We start from the raw sequence: 24,441 nt of genomic DNA on the forward strand, positions 1-24,441 counted from the left end.
GCGGGACCTGAATCCGAGCATAGAGCTAGTACTCTGCGGCCCCATAGGAAAACCCGCTCTGTTCACTTGTTGGCAAGCTACCAATTCTTGGTTTCTTACAACACCACAAACCTAAAGGGCGGCCCCGCTTCATTGTGTTGCAACATAAAGGTAAGCAGACACCCACTTTTTTCATCCAATTATAAAATCCCCACCAACTTCTTATTCCCCCACGCCCAGGCGCAGGGAACCCTTTCAGGAACAGGAATTCGGATGTTTAAACCTACAAATCATGAAGACCTTACGTCTTACCCCGCTGGCGATCCTCCTGGCGGTTGTGCTGGGGATGGTTGCCAGCCGTTCGTTCGGGCAAAATACCCGGCCGGTCCGGAATGTGGTGCTGGTGCACGGCGCGTTTGTGGATGGGTCGGGCTGGCAGGGTATTTTTGATATTCTTACCCGGCAAGGCTACAAGGTGGCGGTCACCCAACACGCCTTGTTGTCGTTTGAGGAGGATGTCAAAGCAGTAAACCGGATCATCGATCAGCAGGATGGCCCCTGTATTCTGGTAGGTCATAGCTACGGCGGAGCTGTCATTACGAAAGCGGGCAACAACGCCAAGGTAAAAGGGCTAGTGTATCTGGCTGCCCATGCACCGGATGAAGGCGAATCAGAAGCCGATAACGGAAAAAAATACCCGTCGGCCTACAAATCCCTGGTCAAAGGAAAGGACGGGTTCGACTATATTGACCCCGCAAAATTCCCGGACGACTTTGCCGGGGGCGTACCGGCTCAACAGGCCCGGTTTATGGCCGTCTCCCAGCCGCCCACCGCCGACAGCATTTTTCACGCGATTATCAAAAATCCGGCCTGGAAAACGAAACCGGTCTGGTACATGGTGGCCAAAGCCGATCAAATCATCAACCCGGACCTGGAACGGTTATACGCCAAACGGGCCAATGCCCAAAAAACCGTGGAAATCGACGGCGCCAGCCACTGCGTTTTTATGACGCACCCCCAAGAAGCCGCCGACCTGATTATGGCGGCCAGTCAAGGGAGTCGGTAAAAACCGTAAGTCATTGATCCGTACGAATCCGGCGCTATCGGCTATGTTCCTACGGGGTCGGGCATTCCATCAGGAACACCGGCAATACGGTATTGCAACTACTGATCGGATTTAACAGCGGGCATACCAATCGATTGACCTCGGCGAATGGATCGCCAAACCCCCAAACGATATTCTGAAAGGGAACTTTCATCATTTCGATGAACGGGTAAACCAGCTTTCGGACCAGCCCAAACGGCTTGTGAAGCAATCCATCCCTATAGCTTCCGACCCGTCCTCGTAATCGGCTGATAAGTACGCGAAAACCGGCTTCCAGCGGTGGAAGGACACCTACGTTTCTACGGAACTATTTGTCGCATTCGGCTACCCGAATTGTCGCATTCACACAGCCCTGATACCGTATTTGTTGGCGAGCTTTGTAGCGTACAGAAACCCAGACTACGATGAGAAAAATAATTGTTTTATCAATGATTACCCTGGATGGCGTCATGCAGGCACCTGGCGGACCGGAGGAAGATCCATCAGGCGGTTTCAACTATGGCGGTTGGGTTGCCCCTTACAGTGACGAAGTTAGTGGTAAGGTCGTGCAAAAAGAGATGCAACCGGCCGATTATCTTTTGGGCCGAAAGACCTTTGAGATATGGGCCGACTACTGGCCAAAACATGAAAATGTATGGCCGGGGATCAATGAAGGTACAAAATATGTCATGTCCACAACGATGAAAACGTCCGATTGGAAAAACTCCGTTTTCCTCGAAAGTTTGGCAGAAATCAAAACGCTCAAACAGTCCGACGGTGCTGACATTCATGTTTGGGGCAGCAGCCAGCTTATTCAGTTGTTACTTGAGAATGATTTAGTGGACGAACTCAGGCTCAAGATTTACCCCCTGACGCTTGGTAAAGGGAAAAAATTGTTCGACAATGGCCCGATTCCGGCAGCCTTTACATTGTCAGAAAGTGTTGTTACACCCACCGGAGTAATAATTGCCTATTACAAGCGGGCGGGCGAAGTTAAGACCGGGACAATGGGCGGTTAAGGGAATAAATCCTACATTTACCCTAAAACCGATGGTATGAAAACAACGCCCGAACACGATGAGCGAATCGCCCGAATGACCTTCGCTTCGGTGTATCCGCACTATGTCACCAAAGTGGACCGGAAAGGCCGGACCAAGGAGGAACTGCATCAGGTGATCGAATGGCTGACCGGTTTTGACGAGAGGAAATTGCAACAACTCATCGACGAGAAAGCGACGTTTGAAACCTTTTTCAACAAGGCGACCCTGAACCCCAACGCCGGTTTGATCACCGGCGCCATTTGCGGCTACCGGGTGGAGGACATTGAAAACCCGCTAACGAAACGGGCCCGGTATTTAGACAAGCTAGTCGACGAGCTGGCGAAAGGCCGGAAGATGGAGAAGATCCTGCGAACCGCTTAAAAAACGAAACGATAGCAATCCGCTTTTACGTCCGGTGTTTTCACCAAACGCGGAAATGATCCGGCAACCGTTTACTTAAACCCCATTCGATCATCATGGCAACCGGCAAGCACATTACCACCATCGACAACGAAGAAGGACAACGTCTTTCCGTGGTCGGCGACACGTATCGGATTCTGATTTCGGGAAAAGAGACCGAAGGGAAGTATGCGGTTATTGACATGCTGGTTCCACCCGGTGGTGGACCGGGTCCTCATGCGCATAAGGACATGCAGGAAATGTTCTATGTCGTGGACGGTGAAATCGAATTTAAAATGGAAAGCGGACCCTATACCGCAACCAAAGGCTCTTTTATTACCATTCCCGTGGGCGGGGAGGTTCATAGCTTCAAAAACAAGAGCGATACCGTTGCCCATTTGTTATGTACCGTCATTCCGGCGGGGCTGGATGCTTTTTTTCAGGAGATTGGAAAACCGGTTGCGGCCGGCACTTTTTTACCACCCCCGGAATTAGGTCCGGAAGAACTGGAGCAACTAAAGGCAACCGCTGAAAAATACGGCCAGAAACTCTATCCACCCGATTTTTTAGGCGAGTAATCGTTGGCAGACGTTACCGAGAATCAGGAATAACACCTGGGCTGACCAATGGAACGGGTTGCTGGAAGCAGTAGCAAAGGAGCGTGCAGGAAAGGGCGACACGCGAGCAACAACCGAACAGAAAGGGACCTTAACCATGACAAATATCCTCACTACTCACGACCTCAACGGCCTCCGGCAGGTACTGGCCGCTCACCCGGAACGAGCCAATGAAGGCATTCCCTACGATGACGTGAACACAACCCAAGCGCACCCGTTGCACCGGATTTGCGACGGGGTGTTTTCAGGCGATTATACGGATGCCGAAGCCATTGAACTGGCAAAACTATTTTTGGAATATGGCGCCCATGTGGACGGCAACGGCCTGATGGAAAAACAGGACAGTCCGCTGGTGGCCGCAGCCAGCCTGCACGCCGATCAGGTGGCTATTTTGTACCTCGAAAACGGAGCGACGATCGACCATCCCGGTTGCTTTGGCGGAACGGCCCTGCACTGGGCCGCTTGGTGTGGCCGACCGGCCGTGGTTCGGCGGCTGATCCAGGCCGGTGCCGAAATCAATACGCGATGCCTCGATTTTAAGGCAACTCCGCTTTTCTGGGCTGTCCACGGGTTAAAAAGGAACGAGAACGCCAACGTACCGGATTACACGGAATGTGTCCACCTGCTGCTTCAGGCCGGTGCTGACCAAACGATTCCCAATGGGGAAGGAAAAACCGTAGCGGATTTGCTGACGGAGGACGATAGGGAATTGAAGGACGCCCTGCGCTGAGCCCTCTCGTTACCATTTTCAAAGGTTCGGCAAAGATCAATAAAGGATATCAATAGCTGACCACCAGCTGCGAGATCGTTTACTGCACTGGGTTAGAGGGTGCTTTATGTGCCTGCACCTCCAGGATAGCGCGGTGGATATGGCGATTTAGATAAATTCGCTGATCATCCAGAAAAAAGGCTATTTCGTCCTCATAATCGCACGAAAAGAAAGCACCATTAGCAAAATAACCGGCCCCGGCATTCTTATAGCGATTAAGCCGCTGGTTGATACCAGGATCGGAACCAACGTTTTTGCCAACCATATTTTCCCGCATCCATTTGACCAGACTGGTTATATCCTGCTCCTTTCCGTTCACACCTACCTGCTCGGTGAACCCGATGCGGTTCCCGGCCTGTTCGGACTTAGCCAGCATATCGTCCAGTAAAACGATCATTTCCCTAAAAGCCGGTTTCCAGGAATGATCGTCAGGCTGGTAATCGGTAAAGACCGTTAATTTTCCTACCTCATAGAAGGATGACGGTTCTAGCAAGGTTGGTGCTTTTGTGGTGTATTCTACATAGTTCATGATCGTCTGGGGTTTAAGGGCAATGGGGCTGTAATTAGTTTACCGAGAGCCACATACCGCTATACCGCTCGATCAGATACAGCAGAAAGGCAACCCCCAAAAGGACCGCAACGTCAATCAGATAAGGCCAGGGTTGTCGCTTGAACCAGACTAACGATCCGGCCAGGAGCGGGGCCTGCCATTCCTCCGGTAGCCCTGTCAGTCCCAGCGGGTCCTTTTTACTGGCAGGAATCGGTTTAAATACCATCGGTAGCGGGGGTTTCATTAATTCGAATTGATTGTATAAGGCCAAATGCCCACCAAGCTGGGCTGCCCCACGGATTTAAATAGAGAATCCAGACTGTGCCCATGAAACATATCCAACCCGTCAATATCTGTATGGGGCGCAAAAATGTCGTTTAAAGCCACGGCCTGGCGCGTTAATAAGCCTTTCAGGTAATCAATGAGCTGATGGTAACGCGGCAGGTCGGTGATAAACCGCCGGTGGTGCTCTTCGCCTTCGAGTCCGGCATTCTGGATAATCATTACCGGAAACTGATCATACCAGACCGAAGCCAGACGCCAGATGCGCCGGTTATCAAAATAGTGATCCTTATAATACTTAATGATTACTTGCTGACAATCGGCCGTGATCTGTTTATCCAGCTCTAAAAAAGAGGAAAGCTCGGGGATATGATTAAAATAATACCCCACCAAGACGCTCAGATCATTGTCTTCGCGTTCCGGCAGCCGGTTATAAAGGTCAAAAGGTGTCATGGGAGCCGAACCGCCGGTTCGCTGGCAAATAAATCGGAATCAGAATGGGGGCCGACTCGGTTTTGACCATGTCCATCCTGCCCTGCAAACTCACCCACCGCTTAAACTCAATCACAGGACGAAAAATCTTTTGAAGATGCTTAAGCCATTGATTCACCACGATGATTTGTTTGGAACCCACCGGGGTGTAACTTTTGAATAGTTGCATGTTGTAGTAATTAAAAGATGAACGAATAGTCAATCATCCAAAGGCAATGCATCGGGTAATGGGTTGCTCCTGATTTGCTTGATGAAGAAGCAGAATACAGCTAAAAAAGCAGTGCTTGATTAAGAGAGAAACGGTAAAGGAGCAGATCGGTTGCTGAAGATACCGGAGCTAGTTAAGAAGCAGATACAATAATAACGACACATCCCATACTTAGGTTCTGAAAATCAATTATTTATTTTTAGCCTCGGGTTCATTACCCGATCGCTCACGATGAAAGACGGAAAACCGTGACAAGTCGCCAAACCGGGCTATTAATAAAGTAATAACGTTCTACGCGAATGAGGCAAACCGCCTAGCTTAACCCGTCCACCGCGCGGAGAATCTGTTCGGCAATTTCCGGGGTATTCCACCGGTCGATTGGGAACCGGAGTTTGATCCGCTCGGTCGAAAGAGCGTAACCGGGCGTGGCGTCGTAGTACGCCATCAGGATATCGGCGGTGGCCCCGAAATCGCCGGCGTTAAAAAACCGGATAGCGCGGTCCTGGCGTTCGGGACCCAGTTTGTAAGCTAGTTTTTGCAGACAATCCAGAAACCGCCCGGGGGCGGCCGTCGCCATAATCCCGGCCAGGCGTTCGCGCCGGAGACCTCGGTCAACGTCCAGCCAGATCACGTCCGCCGTTGCCATCGTGTTGACCAGCCAATCGGGCAAATTCAGGTTGCCGATGCGCTTCAATTCGCTTTCCAGAAAAACCGGTCGGCCCGGATCGAAGCGGTTCCAGTGCTTTTGTAACTGCTTGTGAAACTGGTAGGAAGTCGGCTGACGGCCAAAGCGCAGGGAGGCAAACACCGACCCGTCGTGCCCGCACAGCGTTTCGAGGTCCAGCGCCTGGGTGTTGTTGTCCCGAAAAAACCGGATCAGTTCGGATTTGCCGGAGCCGGTGAGCCCGGCCAGGACATACAACCGGAGCGGTAGTTGCTGGGGTAAGGACATGAAAAAACCCGCTTAGGGAGAATTTGTGCCATAACTTTGCGTTCGGAAGACTGAGACTAACCACTGAAGCAAGAACCGGGAGCTGTGCCCGGGAAACTACGTGTGAAAGAAACAGAAAACTACTAACATCGATCTCAAGACCTCAAATTTCAACTTTATAACGGGGAGTAGACTCTTTCCGGCTCAAACGCGGTGATCACATGAACTTGTCTAACATACGGTATGAAAATACACGTTATTTCGGTGATCTCCAAGGGCTAAGGCAACTTTTATCAACCTATCTCTCAGCGACTTATCGAACGGTTATTTTTTGACCGTTTCCAGCGAATCGAACTGCAACCCGCTGGAGCCTTCGCCCCGGCCGAGCCGTTTCCGCTTGCCCAGCCAGTTGATAATTTTGCCGTTGTACCAGCGCGTTCGCTGAAAACTGCTCATGACGCTGGCCCCCGCGCGGGGCACTTCCTCCTCGTTGACAAACATCGGCTCCAGGGCGTTATCCCCCTCGTCGATGCCCTCGCGCAGCAGCCGCGTCACGGGCCGAATGGCGCTGTATTCGTTCTTAAACCAGCGCGGCATGCTGGCCCGTTGCAGCCGGATGGCCCGGAACTGGTCGGGAATGTGCGCCGGGATAAACGGAATCCAGTTTTCCGGTACGGTATTTTCCAGCTCGTATTTAAACCTGGCGGTTTCGTCGACGGGAATGGCTCCCACCGGCGGTTCGATCAGTTCGATGGCACTTTTCAGGGCGTTGGCCGCTACGTCGCCTTCCAGCGTCCCGCCCGCCAGGCTGTTCACCCGGGTTTCGATGGCCCAGACCATGTTCGCCATTTCGTCGCGCACGAAATGGATTTCTTCCAGCGGTTCGCTTTCCTGCGTTTTGACCACGCAGGGCGGCAAAAACAGCCGGGTGTCGGCCGGGACATTGCTGGCATTTTCGGCGTGGCGCGTACTCAGGTTGAACAGGCCCCAGGCGTTCCAGTCGTCACTATTGCCCTGCACGGCTGGCTGGATGAGCGAGCGCTGGCCGAACACATCGGTAATGACAATGGCCGGAATGGTTGTCAGGCTCCCCACCGGAATGGCGTAGGGCACCACCAGCCAGTTGTTGCCGTAGACGAGCGCGTATTCCGAAACAATCAGTTTGGAAATATCCGTGGTATCGGCGTCGATGTTGCCCAGATCGATGCTGCCGTCTTCGAATTGCCACCAGCGGGGGTTGGGCATCCCGCCGAATTTGGCCAGCGTCGGAATGACGGTTAGGATTTTTTCGCTCTGCAAACCGGTTTCCTCGGGTGTGGACGCGCCCGACAAGCCCTCCGTTTGCTCGCCGGCCGGGGCCACATCGAACGAAAACCATTCCAGATCGCCGTTGTAGTATTCCTCGGCTTGCAAAACCGTATTGGGTTTATCGGGTTCGGGAAACGCCACGCCAAACTGGTACTCCATCTGGTTGTTCAGCCAGGCCCCCTTGCCGTTGGCGTTATGATCCGGCTCGTAATTCTTTTTAAACCAGCTGATAAAATCCGCCAAAGCCGCCTGAACCGAAGCCAGATGCGAGCCATCCAGCAAAACCGGGTCGCCCGCAACGGGCAGGGCAGTTTTGTAGTGCTGGTAGACGTTTACGCCATCAAACCACTGGTTGCCGTATCCCGCCAGGAAACTGTTCAGCGGTTCATTGACCACCTTGTGCAGTTTGTTGACCGTTAGCTGGTGCGAATCCTGCGCCAGTGGTTCTTCGGGCGGAACAATGGGAAAAAGCCCTTTCAAATGCGACAGGTACCGGCCGTGGTCAAACGCCATACCGGAACCGGCAAACCGGGTTTTCAGCAGTTTCATCAACCAGGCGGCTGCCTTCACGCTGGCGTGGTAATCCTGAATCGGGTGTTCGCTTTCGACTTTGGTTTCGAGCGGAATCACGTCCGAATAGGTTTCGCCCTCGCCCGTGGCCGAGCGGTACCGCGAAATCCGGGTGCTCAGCATCTTGATCTTGGCGAAAATCGCCGAGCCGGTATCTTCCCCCTGAAACTCCCCGAATTGCCATTGGCGGGTCAGCATCCAGAGCGGATCGTGGACTTCGCATTTCAGCGTGTCTTCGAATTCGTTTTTGCGGGTTCGCGGCTCCAGGCGGTTCCAGGCGCGGAACGGTTCGCAGGAAACTTTATCAATTTTCGGCATGGCGGATCCAGGTTCTTATTCTTCGGTAACTTTTTGAGCAAAAGCAAAATCCATCACAACCTGCACACCCAGCGGATTGGCGTCGCCGTCCTGATCGACCTGCGGAGGAACGACTTCGGACAACACGAACGGCAGAATGTGCGACAACGGACTCTGGTCGAGGTGATCCGGTTCAACAGCCCGGTTTTTGGCCATTTCCAGCGTGTCGATCAGGGTGAATACGAGATCTTCCCAGGCCCATCTTCCGGTTTGCACCGGTGTGACGGCCAGCAGCATCGACTGCGGGGGCGTGGCATCCGGCTGATCGTAATTGATCACAATACCGGTCGTTTCTTCTTTTCCGGGGATAATCTCGATCCATTCGTCGAGCACCAGCCCCGTCTGCACCTGCGAAGCCGCGCTGCTCCAGCGCTCCGGATTGATCAGAACCAGGGACAATTTATCCTCAACGGTTTTGAATGAATCGGGATATTCAGCACCCAGCCAGTAGTCGCCGGGGTTGTATTTTAACTGCACCGGTGCCAGATTCAGGCTTTGATCCTGCGCCGACAGCGAGAGGTCGATCAGTTCGAGCGCGGTCATCCGTGGACGTACCCGCCCGACACTTTGCAGCCACTCCGACATGGCCAGCGGTCCCGCGTGGCGCAGCAGGCTCTCGCCCGCTCTCAGGTTGAGTTGGGTGGCCACGGCCGCCTGATCGGGTGATTGGTAGAGCGGCAAAACCGGGAAGACTTTCCCGAACAGCGCCCGCACCGCATCGGTATAGACGTTCAGCCGCTGGTAATCGAGCTTGCTCGTTTTCAGTTTTTCCAGTACCCCATTCGCCTGTTTGATCCGTTCCCGAACCTGTTTGTACACCGTGGCGGTTTGCTGGAAATACTGACTGGAAGCAGTTTCCAGATCGTTGGCGTGTTCAAAAATCGCCACCGGGGCTGCATTGGCAATGCCGTACTGGAGGGCCGTCAGCAGAAAACTACGCAGCAAGGTGAACTGGGCCTCCGTAAACGTATCGTTCGGCGCTTCCAGAATGACTTTGGCTTCCAGCAGTTCTTTGACAAACGCGTCGGTAAGCAGCTTGTCGGCGGCCTGTTGGAGCTCTTTCAGACTTTGTTCGGCGCGGGTCGCCAGTTGCGTGATGTTGTGGTTGCCCGGATTGCTTTCGTTGAGCGGAGCGCCCGCCGTGACAAAGTGCTCGGCCCCAGCCACCTGCGTTTGCAAGAGCACAATCCGCAGCTGTTTCAGCAGGTGATCCAGTTCATGAATCGTCCGGATTTCCGGCCCCCAGGCGGCTGCGCGGTTTCTGAAATCAACGGTCGCCGTGGCTTTTTCGGAGGCCACCGGGTTGTTTTGCAGAAAATGATACCCGATGAACTGCTTGAAATCCGTTTCGCTGCCCGACAAAAACAGCAGATCCAGCGGCTGAATCCCCAGCGTATTCAGGCTCATTTCCGACAACGTGGCCGGCGCGTCGGGTTCCTGGTAGGCAATCTGGAACCGGATCGTGTCCGGTTTTCCCAGTAACATCCCCAGCCAGTGGTTGAGTGAAGGTTCGGCTTTGGCGCGGGGCGTGGCCGTGGCACCCCAGCCCGTCGGTTGCGCAAAGGCGGTTTGTGCGGCCAGATTCAGCAGGACTCGTTGCGTAACGATGGTGCCCGAGCGGGGCGTTTCGACGATCTGCGGGTCCGGGATGTTCCGGCCCTGCGACAGGCTACTCACAATGGCCGCAGCCCGCACGTGGTTGCCCTGCACAATCTGGAACACGCTTTCCGAAATGGCAATGTCGCCCAGCGCGTCGAGGGCGTCGGCCATCCGGTCGATTTCCCGGGCAATCTGCGTAAACTGGGTATTGTTGCCGCTGTTGGTGAACACCAGATCGCGCAGCCATTTCAGGGCCGTATTGTTGGCCGGGTTGGTGATGACTTCGAACAGCGTGTCTTTCGACGGAAAATCCATCCATTTAACGGCCTCGTAAATCTTGTTCAGAAGCGCCATGCCGTCCACGACGTTGCTGTTGTACGCCGGCCGTTTATCCGCCTGCGCACTGTCTTTGACCGGAACCACCAGCGGGAATGCATTGCGGAACGGGAGAATGAACTGATCCAGCTCGGCGGTTTTGTAGCGTTCATGCAACCCTTTTTCGAACTGAAAACCCAGAATGGCCCCGATCTGTAACCCGTTTTTAACGCCGTCGATCAGGTTGAGGGCGGTTCGAACCCTGGCCGACGAAATGTTGACCGCCAGCCGGTTGTTGATATCCTCCTCGGCATCGCTGGCCCGGTAAGCCCCGCGCAACACGGCCGCCGTAATGGCATGATTCAGCGAGGGAGCGTGGATAAAACCATCGTTATCGGGGTCTTTATAAACCGTAGCTCCTTCGGGGCGCAGGCCGTCCGGAATTTCGTCGTCTTTCGCGATTTTTTTATCCTCATCCGGTTTGCGTTTCAGGTTTTCCACCCAGCCAAATGCGCCCAGATGAATGCCTTTCTTCACCGCCCGTTGTTCCGTCAGCCGCCGGTTCACCAGCCCGGTCAGCCAGGCATCGAGCCGGTAACTGCACAGGTCGATGTGCTCCGCCAGCAAAATGGATAGATCCTTGGTTGGCAAATCGTTCAGGAGCGACAACGCATCCCGCACAGCATCCACCTTGCCCAGCAGTTTGCGGTGGGCCACGTGGTTCGGATACCCGTTAAAAATCGGATTGGTGTCCGGTTTGTTGATGTAGGCCGATAGCGACGCCCGGCCCGGCTGTCCGCCCGCGGCATTGAACAGGTACTTGTAAAATGGATTCGCCGGGGTGAACTTGTTGAAGACATACCCGCGCACATCCTCCACATCCTTCAGCAGCGGATGCCATTTGGTGTTGTATTTCCGGCCCCCGCCCGATTTCCACTCGCTGTAGGTAATCTCATCGCCGACAATCCGGCGCACATCCTCGGTCAGCAGCCCCTCCATTTGCAGAATGTCCAGCGCGGCTTCCTGATACGCCTGCATCAACGCCTGCCGCATCAGCAGGAAGAGCACGCTCGGGTTCGGATCGGGGAATCGTTGGGGGTTATTTCCGGCCAGAATCTTGTCCATCGACGAATTCAGCAGCCAGTCGATAAACGTACCCTCCGCTAGTTTTTCCAGTTTATTCGTGGTCGAAATCGGCTGTTTATCCACCAGATAGCCTTCGAGCGCGCGCAATTCGTCTTTTCCGGCGATAAAGCGGTTTCGGAAAATCCGGCTTTGTTCAAACTGGTCGCGAATCCGGGAATACTTGCCCGCCAGCAACATAAACGCCTTGCCAAAACCGCCGGGATTCGACTCATCCCGGAAGTCAAACGAAGGCGCAAACCGACCCGGGAACATCAACTCCTTAAACCGGGAATGCATGTACAGGCTGCCGTGCGTTTCCTTGATGTCAAACTCCTGCGCCTGCTGCCCGGCGTATACGCCCGTTCGTGTGATGTTTACCCCGTACCGGTAGAAATAATCCACGGAGGTGGGGTTCAGGCCCAGAATTTCGATAAACCGCTGCTGCGGAGTCGGTTCTCCCGCCGAGCTGACAGCTTCCAGCAGTTCGTAATGTTCGACCTTAGTTTGCCGCAATTTCGTCCACTCGAGGCTGAATTGTTTCAGGATTTCGTGGAAACGAACGTCAAACCGGACTTGCTTTGCTTGTTCCAGCGCCGGGGGCGGAAGGGCTCCGCTGAGCGATGGCAGGTGGCTTAAATCAATGCCGTTGTGCAGTTGTAGCCGCAAATACGCCGTTGTGGGCAGAATACCGTACGGTTGCAACCCGACCCGCACGGACGGCACCACGCCCCGGGCCGGGCAATGGTTCAGGAAAAAGGTTTCGGTTCGACGTATATTGTCGTATGCAAAGACGTGGTCCCACATTTCCTCCATCGCGTGCCCGATCGTCGCGTGCCAGAGCGCGCGGTTCATGGCAAAAGCGTTGCTGATTTCCCGGTGTTTCCGGTTCGTGATTTTCTGCGTCACCGCCGTCGAAATGCCCAGACTATCCGCCAGGCGCTGGCCATCGGCGATTCGCTTCGGGTCGGTGACAGTTTCATCAAAACCGCTGTTCAGGATTTCAATTTCAAACCGCTCATCCTCGTCGCCCCCGCGTGAACTGTAGCCCGACGCGCCCGATTCCGTATTGTTCGTTGGCGTCCCCACTTTCAGGAAACTCATGCCATCGGGCGCGTAGATGTGGTTGATCAGCAGTTTTTCCAGCGCCTGCTGACTGGCATCGACATCCAGATCCTTCACGCCCACCACCAGCAGTTGATCAAAACCGGTATTGTATTGCTGCTCGGTCAGAGGCACAGTAATGCCCATGCCGATTTCGACGGCTTTCCCGTAATCCGCCATCCATTTCAGGTTTTCTTCCATCTGCAGATCGCCGTTTTCATCGATCTGGTAAACCGAGCCATCCTGCTCGGAAAACAGGGCCGGGTCGAGCCCCAGCGGGAGTTGCGCCGGTACTTTATTCCCGACCACAATGTGCTGAAACTGGCCGTTTTTCCGCGTAATCACGGCAAACCGCTCCGGCAGCACGTTGGTGTGCGGAGCCGCCGTCCAGGACTGTTGTTTGAGTACGGGCGTGATGAATTCCAGCGGAGCCGCACCGCGTTCCGCCAGAATCTGGTCGACGGTTTTGCGGACAATCTGATTGAAACGGCTGATCAGATTTCCAAAACCGTTCTGAACAGTCGCAAAAGCATTAATCTTATCCGTAAACGGCTGGCTCTCCGCCGACGTCAGCGCCTGCGCCTTGGTGGTAATGGCGTCGATATCGCCCTGCGCGCGAACGAGCAGAATCTCCAGCTTCTGCGCCAGAAAATCCGGCAATTCGGTGAGGGGTTGCAGGGCGTCGGCCAGTTTGCCGATCCGCTCCGTAACGACAGTGATCTGATTCGGAGAAACCGTCGTCCAGAAATCCAATGGTTCTTTTTTCGGATTCAGGGCCTGCAGGGCGGGCGGGAGCGTCGTGGCGACCTCCAAAACCGCCCCAAACGTCCGGAACGGCTTGTTCTGAAGCTGGGCGGTATTCGTCGGTGTGTTGTTTTTACGCGGATCGATGAGCGAGGCAATCCATGAGGCCCGGCGGGTGTCGTGGGTGGTGCAAAGCCGTTTCCAGGCGGCTTTTTCCAGCTCCAGGTCGTTGCTGGCAACCCACCACGCGTTCCAGAACTGCTGACCCGATTCAAATTCTTTTTCCGTCAGTGCTTCTTCGTGGGTGTGAATAAAAATGTCATCCGGGTAAATCCGGACCCAGAGCTCGTGCGCTTTCTGAGCCTTCACCGCCAGGTCGTTCGAAGCCCGGTCGAGAATGGCCGTTGCGTCGTTCGTCAGGTACTTCGACAGCGAACCGAGCCCGAATTTCTGGCTCTGGTTTTTGGGCTGGTACTTCGTCAGGTTGGTCTGGGCATTCGACAGCTCCGGTTTCAACTGCTCGTACAGGCGACCCAGTTTCTGAAACTGACTCGTTTGCGTGAGCGCCACCCTGCCCATCGCGCGGTCGATAAACCCAATGCTGCCTTTGATCTGCTCCTTGAATTTCGTCACCTCCTGGTACTGCGCCGGATTGCTGATGGCCAGCCGTTTCATGTTGACGAGCGCCTTGATACTCTGGTGAAATAAATCGCTGAAGTCGGTCTGGGGCGGTTCGGGCAGCGTATTCAACACCGGGATCGACTCACTGCCAAATTGCTGAATTCCGGCGGCAATGCTATCCATCACCCCGGTTTTTCCATTCAGAAACTCCTGCCAGGCGGGGTCGTCGTGGACCAGGGCGAGGTTGGTTTTCACCGCAGCCGGCAAGGGCGTAATCTGCCCGTGAAGTTTGACGACGGTGGTCCGCTGGTTTTTCATGATGAATTTGATCAACGCCACCGTTGCCGCCTGATTGGCGTAAAAATCGGCCACCGTCTGCAACCGCTTGTCGACAAATTCGTAGAGATCTTTCTTGTTTTTCAGGTTCTGGAACGGCGTTTTATCCCGGCTGGAAAGAACCGTCAAGGCGCTCAGAATCTGCTGCAACTGGTCGAGCAGTTCGCGGGCGGGATTCAGCAACCCTTTCGGATCGACGACCAGTTCGTTGGTTTTGGTAATCAAATTGCTGACCGCCGTACTGAGAGCGGCAAACGGCGCCGTTCCAAACCGGGACGCCACCAGGGCGAGCGTTTCCTGGACGCTCTTCGCCATTTCCTGCAGGATTTTTTTATTCTTGGCCGTCAGGTTGATTAGCTTATCCAGCAGGATGCTAACCTCCCCCAGCGTTGTCAGCGATTTCGACACAACCCCGCCGATCTGCGCGCTGTTCTGAATATCCAGCACATCAACCTGCACGATCAGCAGCTTGTCCAGAATTTCGTCCGTCGCGTCGGTTTCGACCGTTTGCGAGGGTTCGTCCAGTTCCATAAACCGGGTCTCGATCCGGACCGGCAACAGCAGAAACGGGACGCCATCGTCTTTCGTGGCCGTCAGAGTTCTAATTTCCTCGATCCGTTTGTCGGTCAACAGGGCTTTCAATGCATCCGCCATACCCGTTCAGTTATAAATTCAGCAAATCTTCGTTCAACATTTCACCCGCGTGCCGGGCGATCAAAACCGGGTCCTGGTACAGAATCGACGCCACTTCGGCCGCGTTGCTGGCCCAACCGGGTACCTCGTTCAGGTACTTGTCCTTCACGCTGTTCGCGTTTGTGATGGCGATGGGCTTGCTAAAGTTGAGCTGGAAGTTGTCAAGATCGCTTTTCTGGTTCACCAGATGTTCCCAGGTCAAATCGTTCCAGGTGGCCGGATTGCCGGTCGGCATCTGCGTGGTGTCGCCCAATTCCGTCGTGTAGTCGTCGAGCCCGAACTGCGTTTGGCCGGCCCGCTCCTTGAAGACAAAAAACCAGCCCGGATTTTTGCCCGCCGTGCTGCCATTGGGGGTTGTAATTCGGTTGCCGTTGGCGATTTCGGCGGTCAGATCGAAGCCGAACAGCGTAATGTCAGGCTTGAGTTCGGCCTTAAACAGCGGAAATTTGGTGTTTTCCGGCGAAACCGGGTCCAGCAACTTCCGGGGTTTGGAGGCATCGGGCGTGTTGTATTGTGCTTTCTGGGCGTAGACCATCGTGCTGGGGTATTTCTTGAAAAGGTCGCCCCGCACCACCAGCACCAGAATATCCTTGTCGCCCGCCGGACGGTGAAAACCGAGGTTCTCCGTCCACTTGTCCATGACTTCAATGTCTTTTTTCTGGTCCGGATCCGACTCAAACAGGTTATCGTTGATGTTCCAGAACTGACGGAAATAGGAACCCCGCTGGTCGGTCGGGTATTCGCGCCAGAGCAGTTCACGCGCCATTTCGTGATTCAGCCCGGCCAGGAACGATTCAATAAACCGGTTGTTTGTTTCCAGCAGGGTGATGATGTTCCGGGGCAGTTTATCGACGTTGGGCAAAATGAAATTCTGGGAGATTTCTTCCAGGTATTCGTAAGACGGTTCGTGAAATTCGGGATAGGCCATAACCGGTTTCAGTTCCTTCACCGGTTTGAACCGGGTACCGTCCCAAATCCGGATGGTATTCCCGACGCGGTGCCGGATCGTGAAATCCGGTTTTAACTGGCTGATCAGGTTGCTCCGCACCGCCGTCAGGCTCTCCGAAAGCGGTTGTTTGATCTGCACGGCGGGCATCGTACCCAGCCGGGCACCAAACTTTTGCAGGTTATCCTTGTATTCCACCACGTCCTGGGCGGATGTAACCACGGCCACCGGTGCGGTAGACGCGATGTTCCGCACCGTCGCTTTCGCGTAACTGCGCCCCCCGCTGAAATTGTCAAACATCGCCTTGTACGACGCATCCTGCACCCCAACGGCCACCTCATCGTCGGCATCTTTGGTATAGGTCTGCATGGTATTGATCAGGCCGGTAACGCTTGTTTTCACTTCGGCGGATACATTTTGCGCGTTCAATGCGGTTTGCAGGGCGGTTTTGGCGCTATTCACGTCATTGCCCGGAACCGGGGTCGTGTTTAGCAGCGAAAAGAACGTATCCTTGGCCTGATTCAGCACATTGGTCTGGTAGAAGGTTTCGGCGCTGGAAACCAGTTTCGTAGCCGCCTGCAGGGTCAGGGCCGCCGAAGGGGCGGTTTTCAGTTTAGCCGCCGTCACCGCCGACGGACTGTCACTCGCCTGGTTAAACTTCCCGATAAGCCCCGCGTTCAGGGCCAGGTTTTTGGTCAGGTGTGTGGGCCGGGTAATTTTCTGGAAAGCCGCCGACCGGGTTACATCCGGTATGGCACTCTGGTGAATCTGCTGATTGACCGTTGCGGTTTTGGCGGCATTCCAGACCAGGTGCTGCACGGCCCCGGTGGCCTGCACGAATTTGTCCGTTTTGGCCCCCAGCATGTGTTTTTTAAAAATGGCGTTATTGACCAGTTTGCTCAGAAACGCTTCGTTGATTTTGTTGTTGGCTTCGTTCACCTTGCCGACCTGCTGCCAGGCGCGGTTCACGAGTTCCTCCTGATGTTTCTGGATCACGCGCGTTCCCAGACCCGCAGCCGCCCGGTTGCGAAAATCGAGGTTCAGTTCCAGCAGCCACGGCCAGTTGGTGCCGGTTTCCAGGTCTTCGGCCAGGCCCTGCCAGGCTCCGTACACGGGCGGTACGATCATCGGGTCGGCGGAAAAGGGCGCATCCGTGAACGGGTTGGTGGCCGCTGCGCCCCCGGCCTCTTTGGGGTGATTGATCGAGGGCGACAGGTTCAAAAACGTCCGTAACTGCTTGAAAACCGCCAGTTGGTCGTCTTGACCCGCTTCCGGAAAGTTTTTTCGGATGGTTTCAAACGAGGGCGGCCGTAAGGCGGCTTCCATCCCCATCGTTTTGATAGCCATCTTTTGATCCATGCCGTAGCCGATTTCCTGCACGTCCATCGGCATCATGCCAGATTCAGGTTTCATGACGATTGGTTTCAGCTTCGTCACCAGACTCTCGAAATCACCGTCGTTGCTGGTCTGAAACGCCCACTGGTAATACACCGGAAAATCGAAACCGCGCGGTTTGCTCTCCTGCTGGGCGCTGGCGGTCCAGGCCGATTCCTGCGCCACGACGCCGGTGATGTCCAGCCCCAGCCCCGCCCGGCGGCCGGTCTCAAAGGCCGGAATCAGAAAGGCCCGGTACGCGGTGCTTTTGGTGAGTTTACGCGGACACAGCAGGCGGCTCAGGGCCGAATCTGCATCGGCGTTCAGCTCGTTGGTCACGCGGGTTTTGAGCTGCTCCACGTCCGATTCTTCCAGCGTTTCGTTGAAATGCACGTGCGCCCAGGCCCAGGTTTCCTCCGGATTGTGAAAGACATCGTTCAGCTTTTCTTTTTTGACGGAAATAAACGGCAGCGAATCGGGCAACTGCTTGAGCGTGTATTCGTCGTTTTTCAGCACGACCAGCGCCAACCAGGGCCGAAGCCGGCGGTTGTTGCCCTGATTGGGCGACGCGGGCGTAAACCGCCACAAAAAATCTTCCTCGTAAAATTCGATGTACGCCAGGTTATTGGCTTCGTAGTTGTTTATGTTCGGCGCAGGGTTAACCCGGATGAGGACCCGGTCGCTGATGTTCAGCACGTCGCCGGGGCCCACCACCTGAATGACCTTGGCAATGGTTTGCTCGTTACCGCCCCCGTCTACGTTGTCGGCCTGCACGGTGAGCTGGACCTGAAGATTGGCCCGCTCGAGGGCCGTGCCCCCCGGTTTTCCCAGCGTATCTTTCTCAATAATCTGCGAATTGAGTCCTTGCCGGAACCAGGGAAGAAACGAATAGTGCGCTATATCTGCCATAACGGGTTTAGGAATAGTCTAAGGAATACGGATTCGCGTTACGCCATTTCCAGGTGGTAGGCCGGAACGACTTTGATTTTGCCTTTCAGTTCGGGGTTTTTGTTCAGGAGCGCGCTTAGCGTATCGGACGCATCGGAGAAACTGCCCGCCGAAAAGCTGTCGTGCACCACCGGTTTCATGCTGAGTTTATCGACCACCATAAAGGCTTCATCCAGCACGTCCACATCGGCCTGTTTCACCTTCTTGAAGGCATTTTCCCGGGAAAGGGCCGAACTGCCGATGGCTCCGCCTTTGGCCATCAGTTTGAAAATATCCTTGTTGAAGAAGGAGCGGGGGGCCGGTTCGGGCGTGGGGTCAAAATCCGACACCTTGACCTCGTATTCGACCTTGCGGTTGGCCCGGAAATTGACCTGAATTTTGTTCGTTTCGGTAATCCGAACCCCGCTTTTCATCTGCTCGTAGGACGGCGAACTCAGCTTGTCCTTGTCCTCCAGGTTTTTGAACATGGCCGGAGCAAAGGCTTCCGTCGGGTATTCCTGCGCCACGTTCAAATCGCCAATCTTCACCTTCGTGATATCGACTTTCTGAATGTCGGCGGGTTTGTTTTCGCCGAATTTCTCCAGCACCTGCGCAATCGGCACCACCGTCTGGCTGACCGTGAACGAACCGAACGGTTGCAGAATTACCTTGCCCGGTTCCTGCGGAATATCTTTGATGCTCACCAGACTGGGCCGATTGGGGGGCAACTCGGCGGTCCAGTTCGTATCCAGCGACAGGGCTTCCAGCGCTTTCGGCAAAACCGCAATGGTGGGCAGTTCGATGCTGCTCTTGTCGCCCCATTCCACGTCGAAACGGACCTTGATGGTGAAGAACAAAATCGAGAACGACGCGGTCCCTTTCGCGCGCCAGGGCGTGGGGCCCGACAACTGGAAGTCCAGCGTAATCGAGAAAAGCGTCGTACTGCCCATTTTCACCGCCAGACCGGCCCCAATGGCCGCAATGAACATAAACGGGGAAAACTGGAACAGTACATCGAAATACAGATACCCGACGATCTTGAACGCCGACAGGCTAAAGAGCAGATCCAGCCGGGCACCAAACTGAATGGTGTTGGAGGTGACGGCAAAGTAGCAGGTCAGCACCAGCTTCGGATTGTCGGCCAGAATGGTCAGCGTCAGTCGTTTCATCGACGGCAGATGCAATTCGGTCGGCGGTTTGAAAGCCGGGTGAAAACCGCCGATGGACAGCACGAAGGCTTTGGTTTGCCCCCAACCCAGCCGCAGCGCCATATCGCCTTCCAGGGTGAAGGTCAGAATCCGGGAGTTATACAGGCTGGCGTCGAACGACAGCATGCCTTTTTCGAAATCGATAATGCCCACGAAATTGACCTGCAGGCGCAGGATGGCGGCTTCTTCTGTCGGCAGCACGATTTTGACCACGCCCAGAATGGCAATCCGTGTCGGATTGGCGAATTCGATGACCAGACCGAAATCGACGGTAATCAGCGCCGGAATCCCCCAGGTAATGCGGGCCATCAGACCGATGATGAACTGATCCTGCTTCGGCGGGAAAATCTGGGTAATGCTCTGGATGATGGACGTGATGTTGTTGACGACATCTTCCGGGAACATAATGTGATCAATCGAATTGTTCCGGACACCATCGCGCAGCGCATCCACGTTGATGGACCGGTGAATGCCCAGAATACCGCCCAACCCGCTCAGGAAGAAGCCCATCGAGAGCGAAATACCGGGCGTAAACGTGGCACTGATCAGGATCAGCAGTGAAAAACCGTCTTTCCCGTCGGGCATCCGGGTGTTAATGACGCAGATGGCGGCCACCTGGATCGTATCCTGAATCGACAGCTCCAGCGCCCCGGCATACATCTTTTTGGCATCATCGAACAGCACGTAGCCCCCGCCCTTGATAATGCCCGCGTCCAGACTCAAGCCAATCCCGACGGGTGGTTTGAAATCCACGCCGAGGTTCATCGGCCCGAGATTGCCCTGCTGGAACTGCAAACCGGCCTGCAAACCAATATTTTCGACCACGGCCACCAGTGGCCCCAACGCCAGTTTGAGGTTCGCACCCGCTTCCAGTTTGAACTGGTTGGTTTCCGGCGCAATGGCGATGGCCAGTCCGTTAACCGAAACCGGCCCCAGTTCGAGGTGAACCGGCAGATCGATGCCGAATTTGGCGCCCCCGCTGATCGTAAAACCGTTCAGCAAACTGAACGAGAAGGCCACGTTGGATTCGGCCATGATATTGATGCCCGACAAAACCGTTTGCAGAAAACCGTCGCCGTCTCCGCCTTTAATCACCAGCCGAATGGCGTCGATCTGGCCTTCCATGCCCACATCCAGCCGGTTTTGCGCATTCTGAACAAACCAGCGCGCACCCAGACCCTGCACCGCCAGCCGCGTTCCTCCCGCCGAACCGATGAGCACTGTTTCAACGGACTTGTCCGGTTTTTCGTGAATGAGTACGGAAGCCCGGTACGCGGCCGTCATGCTCAAAAGCCCTTCGGCATTGAACGGCGGACGCACCACCAGCCCGACGCCTTTGATGTCGGCCGTCGATTCAAAAATCAGTTCGCCCCGATCGCAGACGGCAAAATCAAAACTGGCCGCGCCCATGATGTAGGGCAGCAGCGCGACGCCTTTCTTCTTGCCACCGTTGGCGTCGGCCGGTGAAAACGTAATCCCGAACTGGCTGTAGGTCTCGGGTGTCAGGCCTTTCTGGAAAATCGGAAACCGTAGTTCCCGGAGGGTAGTAGAGGTATTGCCGAGCAGCACCCGCGTCGTTTCCGATTGCGGATAAAGACCGCCGGGCAGCGCCGACGCCCGCATCAAGCCTTCCAGCCGGCTCAGGAATTTGTCGGCATTAAAATTCGTATCCCACTGATACGTCGCGTTGAAAAGCTGAACCGGATTGGTAAACAGCCAGCCGAGCCGGTCCCAGTTGATCAGGCGCATCGACTGGTTTGGCCCCGGACTGGCTTCATACTCGATCAGGCCCAGCAGCAGCAGCATTTCGTGGACTTCCGGTTTCAGGCGGCTGAAATAATCCAGGATCAGGTAATCGGTGAGCCGCCGGGGTAGATCGTTGATGTTAGGCAGGGCGCCCCCGCCGGAATTCTTGACCGTGGTATGCAGTTGCTTGATAGCGTCGATCATTGCGACTACCCGCCCGAATGTTTCGCCGATCGCGGCCAAAATCGCCGAATCTCCGCTGGCAGTGGCCAGTTGCTGAATGGCGGTCAGGAGTTCGGTGCCTTTCGTTCCGATTTCGGATAACGCGCTCCCGAACGCACCGACCGGTATTTCGTACCCCAGCTTCCGAAAAAGCTCCTGAGCCTGCGCCGGTGTCCTAACCGCCCGGAGCGGAGCCATCGCCAGTCCTGCCTGGGTCAGTACGGATTTTAATGCATCTGCCATACCATCATTCCATTTGGTGTTGAACCGTATTTTTTCTGAGGGTCAATTCCGCTGAATCGGCCCCTGCCGGTATTGCCCAATGATCCACTGGGAACGAGCGCCCGACATACCGGTCAGTACATCCCCGAAATTGGTCGTGTTGAAATAAGTGTCCCGCAGCTTTTCCAGAATCCGCCCGCAGTGGACAATATTGCTTTTCGGAAACCGCAGGATATTGAACAGATCAATGCGTTTACCCTCGTCGAGGGTTGCCAGCGACTGCAACAACTGCTCTACCTGCACCCGGCGCTGATTGGCCTCTTCCGGCAGCAGCGTAAACGCGGTCATGCCCGGCAAAATCATCGAAAGCAGCAGCGGCCGGATCTCACACACCCCGGCTCCGGACGACGAGAGCGTGGCAAAATCCGCCGAAGCTGTGTTCAGCGACAACGCCAGTTGCCGCAAATGCGCCCGGCGTTCCGTCCGGTTTTTTCGGGAGGCTCCGTCGTAGACCATACTGAACACGAAGCGCTTAAACCCGTCTCCGGCTTCGGCAGTTTGCGGAGTGACGTTCTGGTAATACAGATTGTGCTCGTTGATCAGCTCCTGCAATACCTCCGGACTGCCCAGCGATGGCCCCGGCTGGTTGGCGGCTTCGTTAAGCAGCGTATTGAGTTCTTCATTGGGCGGGATGACCGCCTGCTGAAGCGAAAGTTGAGCCTGCTCGGTGTTGCCATTCCCCAGCAGCCGGACCGAAACCGACAAACTGCCCTGGCTGGTGGGGGTATAGGCGAGTTCGCCCACATCGGTGGTCTGCACCGAGGGCGGACCGCCATTTTCGACCAGCGTCCATTCGTAGGAAACCGTATTGCCGGCCAGCCCCGGATCGGTCACGAACACGACATACACATTTTCCCGCGTTACGACGATAGGAGAGGTGACGTACGAAACCAGCGCGCAGCGGTTATCGGTGGCCACGACGGCCTGACCCAGATCGGCAGGCTGCAAACCCGCCGGAATGCGACTTTCTGTTTTACGAACCGGCATGGTAGCTTCCGTTTTCTTCTTTCTGACTCCCATCCAACGCGAGACTGCGAAACCGCAGCGCAGCAAACAGCCGCGCCCACCCCAGCCGAAACCGGATGTAAACGTTATGCGGCAAACTGTTAAGCAGTGCGCCGACCAACAGCAACCCAATGCCGAGATACCCGAAAACCGGCCACCGAAGTCCTACGCCCAACCCGCCCAGGCTAACCAAACCGGCCAGGCTCCAGTAGACCGGCCCAAAACCGTTACGACGCCGGGCAACCCGGTACAGCACCAGAACGTTGAAACACAGCAGTGCGATCAGCAGCGGTTGCATCCGGGACGCAAACCGCAACACGTGCAGATTGGTAATGCCGAAAACGCTCAGGTACGCGGCCCAGCACAGGGGGCATTTTGGGAAAAAGACAATCAGAAACGACAGCACCGGGGACGATAGCGCGAGTGCTTTTGCTTTCATCCGGCTCCCGATGCCGGTTTTGTGGGCCGGTTCACCGCTCAGCCGGTTTTTCAGGTCGGCAATGACTTCCGGCAACTGCCACTGAAGTTGTTGATACCGACTAACAATCATTCCTTTCTCATCCAGCACGAACAATTCTGTGGTGTGGTGATTTACCAGCGAACCCATGTAATTCACCCCGGAATCGAAGTAATTCAGCAAGGTAGTCAGGCCGTTTTCGGCCCGGAACAGGCGGTTTTCGTCGTCCAGCGTCAGCCCGCGGGCTTCACCGTACGCTTTCATCCGGAATGGATCGTCGTGGAACGGGTCGTAGGTAATGGCCGCGATTTTCACGCTTTCGGCGAGTGCTTCAGCCTGTAGCGCTTTTTGCAAGTGTCCCAGCCGCGCGATGGTCAGGGAGCATTTGTTCGGATTGTCGCAACGGGTGTAGAAGAAAACGACCACCGCCGGTTTTCCCCGGAAATAGTCGCCATACCGGATTTGTTGCCGTTCCTGATCTTCCAGAACAAGATCGTGCGGTTTTTCTGTCCCCCGAACCGACCTCGTTTCCCGCATCCGGAACGAGACCTCACAGCACGATCGATGGAGCGGTCGGTTATCCTGCTCAATGGCTTCGATTGCTTTTTCAAACTCCGCTTTCACCCGGTTATTGCGATACGGATCGGCGCAAAACCGGCGCAATTCCGCCAGCGCGTCGGAGGCACTACTGCCGAACCACTGGAAAGTCTGAGCAATTTCCCGGAGCGCGGTGGTTGGTTCCGAAGTCAGCGGTGGTCCGGCAACGAAAAAAACCGTATCGTCCGTGTATTGCACGATGGTGATGGCTTTCAACAGGTACGGAACGAGCTGCGGGCGGGGTTCGGGAAGGCCGCGAAGCGCCCGGGCCGCACCCGCCATCAGAGCCGCGTAGGGTTCGGTTTCGAGCACTTCCAGCACGTACGGCAGCGCCGATTCGGGCAAACCGGTCTGCGCAAAAACCGCAAAAAGCTGGCCCCGCTCCCGCTTTACCGCGTTGGCGCTTTTCCCCCGGTATACCGGATGCTGCTGCGGCAGATACGGCAACAACAAGGGTCCATTCCCCGGTTTGGGTTGAATCCGCTCCAGCACAGCCGCCAGTCCGGCCTCCGGTAGATGCGTCGTTTGCCCCGGTTTTTTAGTAGCCCCGATCATCG

The 24,441-nt window shown here is 55.4% G+C and carries 16 protein-coding genes; 5 read left to right on the forward strand and 11 right to left on the reverse strand.

Going from position 1 to position 24,441, the window contains the following annotated elements; translation table 11 throughout:
* Window positions 1-271: 271 nt before the first annotated feature.
* From ACFPMF_RS22875 to ACFPMF_RS22895, 5 genes are all read left to right on the forward strand, one after another.
* Entirely contained in the window at window positions 272-1,045 is a 774-nt protein-coding gene (locus ACFPMF_RS22875) for an alpha/beta fold hydrolase (RefSeq protein WP_379849455.1), read from the forward strand.
* 443 nt (window positions 1,046-1,488) lie between these two features.
* The gene (locus ACFPMF_RS22880) at window positions 1,489-2,082 is read left to right on the forward strand and encodes a dihydrofolate reductase family protein (RefSeq protein ID WP_379849457.1); all 594 of its coding nucleotides are present in this window, start codon (window positions 1,489-1,491) and stop codon (window positions 2,080-2,082) included.
* Window positions 2,083-2,118: 36 nt separating this feature from the next.
* Window positions 2,119-2,484, forward strand: a complete 366-nt coding sequence (locus ACFPMF_RS22885) for a DUF2200 domain-containing protein (RefSeq protein ID WP_379849459.1) — start codon at window positions 2,119-2,121, stop codon at window positions 2,482-2,484.
* Window positions 2,485-2,579: 95 nt separating this feature from the next.
* Window positions 2,580-3,080 carry a cupin domain-containing protein gene (locus tag ACFPMF_RS22890; protein ID WP_379849461.1) on the forward strand — a complete coding sequence of 167 codons (501 nt, stop codon included), beginning with the start codon at window positions 2,580-2,582 and terminating at the stop codon, window positions 3,078-3,080.
* A 136-nt stretch (window positions 3,081-3,216) separates the two neighbouring features.
* The gene (locus ACFPMF_RS22895) at window positions 3,217-3,849 is read left to right on the forward strand and encodes an ankyrin repeat domain-containing protein (protein WP_379849463.1); all 633 of its coding nucleotides are present in this window, start codon (window positions 3,217-3,219) and stop codon (window positions 3,847-3,849) included.
* A 79-nt stretch (window positions 3,850-3,928) separates the two neighbouring features.
* On the opposite strand, the gene ACFPMF_RS22900 is transcribed toward ACFPMF_RS22895, so the two are convergent.
* The 11 genes from ACFPMF_RS22900 to ACFPMF_RS22950 form a co-directional block, all read right to left on the reverse strand.
* A complete protein-coding gene (locus ACFPMF_RS22900) occupies window positions 3,929-4,417 on the reverse strand; it encodes a hypothetical protein (protein ID WP_379849465.1) in 489 nt (162 codons plus the stop codon).
* Window positions 4,418-4,451: 34 nt separating this feature from the next.
* Window positions 4,452-4,682, reverse strand: coding sequence for a hypothetical protein (locus ACFPMF_RS22905; protein ID WP_379849467.1), 231 nt, complete (start codon window positions 4,680-4,682; stop codon window positions 4,452-4,454).
* The gene (locus ACFPMF_RS22910; protein WP_379849469.1) at window positions 4,682-5,173 is read right to left on the reverse strand and encodes a hypothetical protein; all 492 of its coding nucleotides are present in this window, start codon (window positions 5,171-5,173) and stop codon (window positions 4,682-4,684) included. The genes ACFPMF_RS22905 and ACFPMF_RS22910 overlap by 1 nt, the downstream gene beginning before the upstream one ends.
* Window positions 5,160-5,381 carry a hypothetical protein gene (locus ACFPMF_RS22915; protein ID WP_379849471.1) on the reverse strand — a complete coding sequence of 74 codons (222 nt, stop codon included), beginning with the start codon at window positions 5,379-5,381 and terminating at the stop codon, window positions 5,160-5,162. Before ACFPMF_RS22915 ends, ACFPMF_RS22910 begins: the two co-directional genes overlap by 14 nt.
* 352 nt (window positions 5,382-5,733) lie before the next feature.
* Window positions 5,734-6,372 (reverse strand): tRNA 2-selenouridine(34) synthase MnmH, encoded by a 639-nt coding sequence (locus tag ACFPMF_RS22920; protein ID WP_379849473.1) that lies wholly within the window; start codon window positions 6,370-6,372, stop codon window positions 5,734-5,736.
* A gap of 303 nt (window positions 6,373-6,675) precedes the next feature.
* Window positions 6,676-8,547 carry a hypothetical protein gene (locus ACFPMF_RS22925; protein WP_379849475.1) on the reverse strand — a complete coding sequence of 624 codons (1,872 nt, stop codon included), beginning with the start codon at window positions 8,545-8,547 and terminating at the stop codon, window positions 6,676-6,678.
* Between the two features lie 15 nt (window positions 8,548-8,562).
* Window positions 8,563-15,081, reverse strand: coding sequence for a hypothetical protein (locus ACFPMF_RS22930; RefSeq protein WP_379849477.1), 6,519 nt, complete (start codon window positions 15,079-15,081; stop codon window positions 8,563-8,565).
* 10 nt (window positions 15,082-15,091) lie between these two features.
* Window positions 15,092-18,349 carry a hypothetical protein gene (locus ACFPMF_RS22935; RefSeq protein WP_379849479.1) on the reverse strand — a complete coding sequence of 1,086 codons (3,258 nt, stop codon included), beginning with the start codon at window positions 18,347-18,349 and terminating at the stop codon, window positions 15,092-15,094.
* 38 nt (window positions 18,350-18,387) lie between these two features.
* Complete coding sequence (locus ACFPMF_RS22940; protein WP_379849481.1) at window positions 18,388-21,786, reverse strand: DUF6603 domain-containing protein; 3,399 nt, start codon at window positions 21,784-21,786, stop codon at window positions 18,388-18,390.
* 42 nt (window positions 21,787-21,828) lie between these two features.
* On the reverse strand, window positions 21,829-22,812 hold the full coding sequence (locus tag ACFPMF_RS22945; protein ID WP_379849483.1) for a hypothetical protein: 984 nt from the start codon (window positions 22,810-22,812) through the stop codon (window positions 21,829-21,831).
* Window positions 22,799-24,439, reverse strand: a complete 1,641-nt coding sequence (locus tag ACFPMF_RS22950; protein WP_379849485.1) for an SCO family protein — start codon at window positions 24,437-24,439, stop codon at window positions 22,799-22,801. The genes ACFPMF_RS22945 and ACFPMF_RS22950 overlap by 14 nt, the downstream gene beginning before the upstream one ends.
* Window positions 24,440-24,441 lie beyond the last annotated feature (2 nt).

This window comes from Larkinella bovis (assembly GCF_042655385.1).
GTDB classification, from domain to species: Bacteria; Bacteroidota; Bacteroidia; order Cytophagales; family Spirosomataceae; genus Larkinella; species Larkinella bovis.

Coding starts and splice junctions, on each gene's coding strand:
- ACFPMF_RS22875 (WP_379849455.1), top strand. CDS start 272: ATGAAGACCTTACGTCTTACCCCGCTGGCGATCCTCCTGGCGGTTGTG.
- ACFPMF_RS22880 (WP_379849457.1), top strand. CDS start 1,489: ATGAGAAAAATAATTGTTTTATCAATGATTACCCTGGATGGCGTCATG.
- ACFPMF_RS22885 (WP_379849459.1), top strand. CDS start 2,119: ATGAAAACAACGCCCGAACACGATGAGCGAATCGCCCGAATGACCTTC.
- ACFPMF_RS22890 (WP_379849461.1), top strand. CDS start 2,580: ATGGCAACCGGCAAGCACATTACCACCATCGACAACGAAGAAGGACAA.
- ACFPMF_RS22895 (WP_379849463.1), top strand. CDS start 3,217: ATGACAAATATCCTCACTACTCACGACCTCAACGGCCTCCGGCAGGTA.
- ACFPMF_RS22900 (WP_379849465.1), bottom strand. CDS start 4,417: ATGAACTATGTAGAATACACCACAAAAGCACCAACCTTGCTAGAACCG.
- ACFPMF_RS22905 (WP_379849467.1), bottom strand. CDS start 4,682: ATGAAACCCCCGCTACCGATGGTATTTAAACCGATTCCTGCCAGTAAA.
- ACFPMF_RS22910 (WP_379849469.1), bottom strand. CDS start 5,173: ATGACACCTTTTGACCTTTATAACCGGCTGCCGGAACGCGAAGACAAT.
- ACFPMF_RS22915 (WP_379849471.1), bottom strand. CDS start 5,381: ATGCAACTATTCAAAAGTTACACCCCGGTGGGTTCCAAACAAATCATC.
- ACFPMF_RS22920 (WP_379849473.1), bottom strand. CDS start 6,372: ATGTCCTTACCCCAGCAACTACCGCTCCGGTTGTATGTCCTGGCCGGG.
- ACFPMF_RS22925 (WP_379849475.1), bottom strand. CDS start 8,547: ATGCCGAAAATTGATAAAGTTTCCTGCGAACCGTTCCGCGCCTGGAAC.
- ACFPMF_RS22930 (WP_379849477.1), bottom strand. CDS start 15,081: ATGGCGGATGCATTGAAAGCCCTGTTGACCGACAAACGGATCGAGGAA.
- ACFPMF_RS22935 (WP_379849479.1), bottom strand. CDS start 18,349: ATGGCAGATATAGCGCACTATTCGTTTCTTCCCTGGTTCCGGCAAGGA.
- ACFPMF_RS22940 (WP_379849481.1), bottom strand. CDS start 21,786: ATGGCAGATGCATTAAAATCCGTACTGACCCAGGCAGGACTGGCGATG.
- ACFPMF_RS22945 (WP_379849483.1), bottom strand. CDS start 22,812: ATGCCGGTTCGTAAAACAGAAAGTCGCATTCCGGCGGGTTTGCAGCCT.
- ACFPMF_RS22950 (WP_379849485.1), bottom strand. CDS start 24,439: ATGATCGGGGCTACTAAAAAACCGGGGCAAACGACGCATCTACCGGAG.